The sequence below is a fragment of the Mesorhizobium sp. M1143 genome (assembly GCF_040318435.1).
In the GTDB taxonomy this organism is placed as follows: domain Bacteria; phylum Pseudomonadota; class Alphaproteobacteria; order Rhizobiales; family Rhizobiaceae; genus Mesorhizobium.
In genome coordinates this window covers 1-6,549 of record NZ_JAMYMJ010000102.1, presented here as the reverse complement: position 1 = coordinate 6,549, position 6,549 = coordinate 1, and the positions used below count along the sequence as shown (strand labels likewise).

The following is a 6,549-nucleotide window of genomic DNA, read 5'->3' as shown; positions in this document are numbered from 1 at the left end:
TCCTTCGTCCGCGAAGGGTAGCTCTGCGCGCCCTTGTAGCCGCGGAAGTTCATGAGCTTTTCCGGGGTCTGGTTGCCCGCCAGATACTGAAGTGCATGGAAGATCGGCGCCGCATGGGGTTTGACCGCCACCCGATCCTGCGGGCGCAGGACCGAACCGTAGAGCGCGGTCATGATGGTACTCAGCGACGCGGACGAGGCCTGATGCCCCCCGACCTTGATCTCATCGCCCTCGCGGACGTGGTTGGCGTGGTGGATCGTCCAGGCTGCGAGCCAGGAGACGCAGCGCTCGATCTCGTTCAGATATTCCAGTTTCCTCGTCATTCAGTTTCCCGCAAATCAGCTGCCGGTCTCACAGGACCCCCGCCCAAATGGTCAAAGATCGAGTTTCAACACACCTGTCGCGCGCGACACACAGGGGATGAAGCGGTGGCCGCGTGCCTCCTTGGACAGGACGGCATCCCGATGGATCGGCTGTCCCTCCAGCATTGCGCATTCGCAGGTCCCGCCCACCCCGTTCTCACACGAGGCCATCAACGGCACACCGGCCGCACGCAAGGCGGCCAGTGCCGTGGTCTCAGCCGAAACCTCAACCACCCTGCCCTCAGCCAGTTCTATGACGAACGGTTCCGGTGGCGCGCCATCAAACTCGGGAGGCTGGAAAGTTTCGAAATGAACAGTACCCTCGGGCCAGTGTTGAGCCGCGCGCCCCACAACCGCCATGAAGCCAGGCGGTCCGCAGTAGTATGTCTGCGCGTCGTCCGAACGGTTCGCCAGCAGCGCGGCGATGTTCTGCCGGGTCTGAGGCTCGTCGTCGAAATGGATCCGCACATTGCCGCCAGGAAGATCGCTCCCGATCGCCGCCAAGAGTGGCGTGAGCGCCCGGCTGCGGGTGAAATAGTGCAACTCGAAGGGCTTGGCCTGCCGGGTGAGCGCGCGCGCCATGGCCAGAATCGGGGTGATCCCGATTCCCCCTGCCAGCAGCAAAGTCGGCCCCTCGCCTGGCTTGAGCGCAAAATGGTTGCGTGGCGCGGAGACAGGCAGTGTGGAGCCGACGGCAATGGTTTCGTGGATCCACGCCGAGCCGCCACGGCCGTCATTCTCGCGCTTCACCGCGATGGTGTAGCGGCCAAGCTCGGTCGGGTCGCCGCAAAGTGAATACTGACGCACCTTCCCTTCAGGCAGATGGACGTCGACGTGAGAACCCGCTTCGAACGCCGGCAGCACAGGTTTGCGTGGGTGTTTCAGGTCGATGACCAGCACGTCGCCCGGCTCCTTGCGGGCGGCGGTCACGGTCAGCTTCATGATGATGCGCGGCGAGGCCATGGCGTTTCACTCGTCGATGGGCAAGATCAGATCACCGGGGCGGATCACGCCCCCGACCTCGATTGTGCAGTTCAGGCCGGAGCGGTTCAGAAGCCCCTCGTAGAGACCCGGAAGCCCGAGCAACTCCTCGATATACTTGCACGGCACATTCATCCGGGCGGCCCTGAGAATCGTTTCCCCGACCCGGAAGCGTTTGCCGACAAGATGGCTAAGCGGAACGCCTCGTGTCGTCAGATTGCGCCGGTGATCTTCGGGTGCGAGCTTGGCCTTGAAGCCCGGAATTCTGGGTTCGCCCTGGGCGATGGCGTCCAAGACTTCAGCTTCGATCAGCGTCACTTCGCGAACGTCAGGACGCGCGGAATAGGTCCCCGTCCCCAGGTAGTAGCGGTCTCCGACAACGCCTTGGCCGGCAATAAGCTGCGCCTGCGCCAGCTCCTCCATTTCATAGGAGGCGGCAGGCGCGATATGGACGTGAAGCAGCTTTCCTCGCCAGGTCATCATCGCTCTCGGAAATTCGTCCGTGGAAACCTGCTGCAAAACTGGCCTGATCAACAGCGCCAGTTGCATGGCATTTTCCCGGTCCAGTTGGCTGTTTGGAAAGAAATACGGGGGGCCCTCGGACCGTTTCAGCGCCAGCTTTCGGCGTCGCCCCGGCTCAGTTGTTCCGCGCCGGCATCGCGTCTTGCACCTGCTTGACAACCTCTCGCAGGACCTCAACGCCCTTCCCGATCTGCCGAATGCTCAAGGCGGCATAGCCCATGACAAGTCCGACGCGATCGGTGCGGCCTTCGTCCGATAGCCGTTCGTAGAGCGGCGAGATCAGGTGTAGCCCCAGGCCAGCGTCGCGGGCGGATTCGACCAAGGCCGTTTCCCGCGATCGTGGCAGGTCATTGCACCAAACCGCGCCGTGCAGTCCCGCATCTGCTCCCTGGACAGTGATGCGATCCCCGAAGCTGTGCTGCAAGGCACCCAACAACGTTTCCCGACGCTCGCCGTTCAGCCTGCGCACACGGCGCACATGGCTTTCGTAGCCGCCGCTCTCGATCAACGATGCCAGCGCTTCCTGTTCAGCGACCGGCGAATGCCGGTCTGCGAATTGTTTGGCGGTTGCGAAGACCTCCTGCAATTCGGGCGGGACGACGAGGTAGCCGATGCGCAGCATCGGCGAGAGCGTTTTGGAGATCGTGCCGAGGTAGATGACAGCCCCGTGGTCCTCGAGACTGTGCAGCGGAGGGACCGGATTGATGTCGTAGCGATATTCGCTGTCGTAGTCGTCCTCGATCACATAGGCGTTGTTGTGCCGCGCCCATTTCAGAAGCTGATGGCGGCGCGCGATCGGCATGACGCCGCCCAGCGGAAACTGATGCGATGGCGTCACATAAGCCAGTCGTGCTCCGATCCCCGCTAGCAACTCGGTCCTCATCCCGTCTTCGTCGACGATGACCGGGATGGGTGAGGCACCCGTACTGGCAAAGACCTGACGCGCCATCCTGTAGCACGGATCCTCGATGACGAAACGGTCGGCGGGATCGAGAAGCAGGCGCGCGCACAGATCAAGGCCCTGCTGCGAACCGTTCACAACTATGATCTGGTCGAGGTCGCAGCTCAGGGTCCGGGCGCGCCAGAGATAGCCCTGAAGCGCCTGGCGAAGCCGGCGCGAGCCGCGAGGATCGTCATAGGCAAGACGCAGCGGGCGCTGCCCCATCGCCTCGTTCATCGCGCGTTTCCAGACCAATGAAGGGAAATCCGACGGCGCGAGGTCGCCATAGCGGAACTCGACCTTCAGCCCAGTCGGCAGATAATCTGGCCAGGGTGACGTCGCGCGCAGCCGCTCGCCATATGCGGACAGGTGGATTGGGCCGACCGGTTGCGCGTGAGTGCGCCCCGTCCCATGGCCCATCAACGAAGACGCAACGCGAGGTCGTGCGCCTTGACGGACTTCGATGAAACCCTCCGCAGCCAGTTGTTCATAGGCGACCGTCACCGTGGTTCGCGAAACGCCGAGGTCATTTGCCAGGGCCCGGGAGGATGGCAACTGACTGCCGGTTTCGTAGACGCCGCCGAGGATTTGCTCGCGAAGGGCTTCGTATATCTGGCGTGCACCCATCGCGTGCGAGCGCGCTGCAGACCCGGCACTTGAAGACTGGACCATCTCTTTCATCGCCAACTGGATATTTCACATTGGCCAGGTTGCCGTCAATCTTTCGAACCCCAAGAGAGATCGCAGAGGCCGAATGACCAGCTCCCATCAATCCGAAACCGATGCTCCCACGGGGTCGCTCAACCGCACCAGCCCCGGATTTGCCACCCGGGCGATCCATCATGGCTACGATCCGGCCGGCTTTTCCAATGCCGTCCAGCCGCCAGTGTTCCTGACGTCAACCTATGGGTTCGAAAGCGTGGCAGCAAACGATGCCGCCGCCGCCCTTGGTGGAAGGCTATATGCGCGCGAATACAATCCCACGACCGAGATCCTCGAGCAGCGGCTCGCGAATCTGGAAGGAGCCGAGGCAGGGCTGGTTGTTGCCTCGGGGATGGCGGCCTTCGGCACTCTGATCCTGTCGCTCCTGTCCCAGGGCGATGAACTCATCGTCCACAAGACGCTTTATGCGAACACGCTTGCCATGGTCGAACAGGCGGTCCCCCGCTTCGGCATCAAGGTCGTCGCGGTCGATCTGTCAAATCCTCACAATCTCGATGCTGCGATCACCGAGCGGACGCGGCTGGTTTTCTTCGAGACGCCGGTGAATCCGCTGAGCCGCATCCTCGACATAGCGGCAATTGCCGAGCGCGCTCACGCGCGCGGTGTAAGGGTTGCAGTCGACAGCACCTTCGCCTCGCCCGCGCTCCAGCGACCGCTTGAGCACGGGGCGGACATCGTGCTCCATTCGATGACCAAGTACATCAATGGTCATGGCGATGCCCTTGGCGGGGCGCTTCTCGGCGACGCCCAGACGCTCCGTACGCTGCATGAAACGGGCCTGCGCTACATCACCGGCGCAGCGCTCTCGCCCATGTCAGCTTTCCTAATCCTGCGCGGTCTCAAGACGCTGACGCTGCGTATGGAACGGCACAGCGCCACAGCCCTTGCGGTGGCTCGGGCGCTGGAAGCGCACCCGGCGGTGGCATTTGTGAGTTATCCGTTCCTCGACTCGCACCCTGATCAGGTGACGGCGCGAAAACAGATGTCCAACGGATCGGGCATGTTGGCCTTTGGCCTCCACGCTGGATACGAAGGAGCGCGCCGGATGATGGACCGGCTCAACCTGATCATTCGCGCCGTCAGCCTCGGCGATGCCGACAGCCTCATCTATCATCCAGCAAGCCTCACCCGTGCTCGGCAGCCGATCCGCAAGGATGCCCATTTGGCCGATGGAGTCGGCGAGGATCTCATGCGTCTCTCGGTGGGGCTTGAAGACGCTGATGACCTGATCGCCGATCTGCGGCGGGCTTTGGACGTCTTGTAATGACCTGGCGTGCGGCCACCTCTGCGCTCACACATAGATCTGGAGCCTTGCCATGGCATTCCTGAGCGGTCTTTCCGCGTTCCCCATCACCCCGACCAATCGTGACGGCCGCGTCGATAGCGTTGCCCTGCGCAGGCTGATTGCTCGGCTTGGCATTGCTCAGGTCGATTCCATCGGTCTTCTCGGCAGCACCGGCACATACATCTGTCTGTCGCGCGAGCAACGGCGGCGGGCGCTCTCCGAGACCTTGGACCAAACGGCGGGGCAAATGCCGGTCGTGGTGGGTGTGGGCGCGCTGCGCACCGATGATGACGTGGGGCTCGCGCATTTCTCCACTGTGGCGCGCGAAAGCGGCCTGCCGATCGTCGTCTACGACAATCCAGGAACGACGCATTTCCATTTCAGTCCACCCCTTGTCAGCCGCCTGGCAAAGGTGGCTGGGATTGTCGCCATCAAGAATCCGACAGACAAAAGCGATGCGATCAAGAACCACCTGACCGCCCAGAGGCGCACACTGCCGGAAGGGTTCTCGATTGGTTACAGCGGCGACTGGAACGCCGCCGAGGCCATGATCGCCGGCGCCGACACATGGTACAGCGTCCTCGCGGGCATCCTGCCCGAGGTCTGCATGACGATCGTCACAGCGGCGCAACAGGGCGATGCGGCCGAAGCGCGACGGATCAATGCCGCGCTGGTCCCGATCTGGAGCCTCTTCAAGGAGTTCTCGAGCCTTCGCGTCGTCTATGCACTCGCTGAATTGCTCGACGTTTGCAGTGCCGAACCCCCGCGTCCCATCCTGCCTCTGCCCCCAGCAGCGAAGCGCCAGATCGCCGCCGCGTTGAAAGGTTTGCCATCGGATGCCAGCCGGTGAACAGCAAACCCCGTTCGGCAAGTGAAAGGTATTTACCCGCTCATTTCGAGAACTGATCGAAAACAACGCACTCGGCGTGCTGATAGCCATGGCTGGAGCGGTCTCGACGCCAATCACACCCCCTTCGAACTCGACAATCGACTGCGGAGGTACAGACTGCGCAGGGCACTCCGCCCATGCCGCACCGTTCGCCTTCAAACTAGGAATCGGTGGTTTATCCATTGGAATGGCATCGAGCCGGCGCTTTACTTCCGGCCCGGTGCGCGCATTGAAGCCGGTGCCAATGCCGCCGGCGAACACCAGATTTCCGTCCTCGACATTCGCCAGAGCACGCTTCCCGACCGCTGTAACTGTTGCCGGGTTCGCAGCCGATGACGATGAACTCATCACTCAGCACGCATTTTGTCTCACCCATTCTTGGCGCCGGCCGGATCGATATGGACTGACACGCAGCTTGGAGACGATGCCCATCGAGGCCGAACTGGGAGACTTGCGCGAGAATGTCGCTGCCGCCGCTGATCTCGTCGCTCAGAACGATGCCGTTTGGCGGCGTCTCAGCAGGTTAACTAGCGCTTTGCGCCGATCGACGAGTGGCCGATCGCGAAGACCCTCGCCGTCGATCTTGAGCAGGTCGAAGCGGGCAAGCATGGTCCTGACGTCTCCCGCCGCGGCCAAGAGCCCGCTGAAGACTGGGAATGCGCGACAAGCCTTCTGGTCAACGACGAACGCCTCACCGCCTATTATCGCGTCCGAGGCGCCGAGCTCGGCCACCGCCCGGGACGATAGCCGGAAACCTGAGGGTCCAGTCGTGGAGGTTGCGGGTCGAGGTAGGCCCCCATCGATAGTTGTCCCAGTTCATTTCGTGTAGCCAATGAGGGGCCTGCCG

5 protein-coding genes and 1 pseudogene are annotated in these 6,549 nt (G+C 62.6%); 2 read left to right on the top strand and 4 right to left on the bottom strand.

All coding sequences use genetic code 11. From position 1 onward, the window contains the following. The 4 genes and pseudogenes from NKH35_RS30460 to pdxR all read right to left on the bottom strand — a co-directional run. Positions 1–323: pseudogene (locus NKH35_RS30460) on the bottom strand (transketolase); the annotation flags it as partial. Positions 324–374: 51 nt separating this feature from the next. Continuing rightward, positions 375–1,325, bottom strand: a complete 951-nt coding sequence (locus NKH35_RS30455; RefSeq protein ID WP_352917399.1) for a PDR/VanB family oxidoreductase — start codon at positions 1,323–1,325, stop codon at positions 375–377. A gap of 6 nt (positions 1,326–1,331) precedes the next feature. Next, positions 1,332–1,823, bottom strand: a complete 492-nt coding sequence (locus NKH35_RS30450; RefSeq protein ID WP_023704114.1) for an MOSC domain-containing protein — start codon at positions 1,821–1,823, stop codon at positions 1,332–1,334. A gap of 157 nt (positions 1,824–1,980) precedes the next feature. Beyond that, positions 1,981–3,486 carry a MocR-like pyridoxine biosynthesis transcription factor PdxR gene (pdxR, locus tag NKH35_RS30445; RefSeq protein ID WP_352917401.1) on the bottom strand — a complete coding sequence of 502 codons (1,506 nt, stop codon included), beginning with the start codon at positions 3,484–3,486 and terminating at the stop codon, positions 1,981–1,983. 73 nt (positions 3,487–3,559) lie between these two features. On the opposite strand from pdxR, the gene NKH35_RS30440 reads away from it, so the two are divergent. Together NKH35_RS30440 and NKH35_RS30435 are read left to right on the top strand one after the other, a co-directional pair. Continuing rightward, entirely contained in the window at positions 3,560–4,792 is a 1,233-nt protein-coding gene (locus tag NKH35_RS30440; protein ID WP_023697828.1) for a trans-sulfuration enzyme family protein, read from the top strand. Positions 4,793–4,844: 52 nt separating this feature from the next. Then, on the top strand, positions 4,845–5,663 hold the full coding sequence (locus NKH35_RS30435) for a dihydrodipicolinate synthase family protein (protein WP_352917397.1): 819 nt from the start codon (positions 4,845–4,847) through the stop codon (positions 5,661–5,663). The last annotated feature ends 886 nt before the right edge of the window (positions 5,664–6,549 follow it).

What these genes read in the sequence shown, in the direction of transcription:
- NKH35_RS30440 (WP_023697828.1), top strand. Translation starts at nt 3,560, where the DNA reads ATGACCAGCTCCCATCAATCCGAAACCGATGCTCCCACGGGGTCGCTC.
- NKH35_RS30450 (WP_023704114.1), bottom strand. Translation starts at nt 1,823, where the DNA reads ATGACCTGGCGAGGAAAGCTGCTTCACGTCCATATCGCGCCTGCCGCC.
- NKH35_RS30435 (WP_352917397.1), top strand. Translation starts at nt 4,845, where the DNA reads ATGGCATTCCTGAGCGGTCTTTCCGCGTTCCCCATCACCCCGACCAAT.
- pdxR (WP_352917401.1), bottom strand. Translation starts at nt 3,486, where the DNA reads ATGAAAGAGATGGTCCAGTCTTCAAGTGCCGGGTCTGCAGCGCGCTCG.
- NKH35_RS30455 (WP_352917399.1), bottom strand. Translation starts at nt 1,325, where the DNA reads ATGGCCTCGCCGCGCATCATCATGAAGCTGACCGTGACCGCCGCCCGC.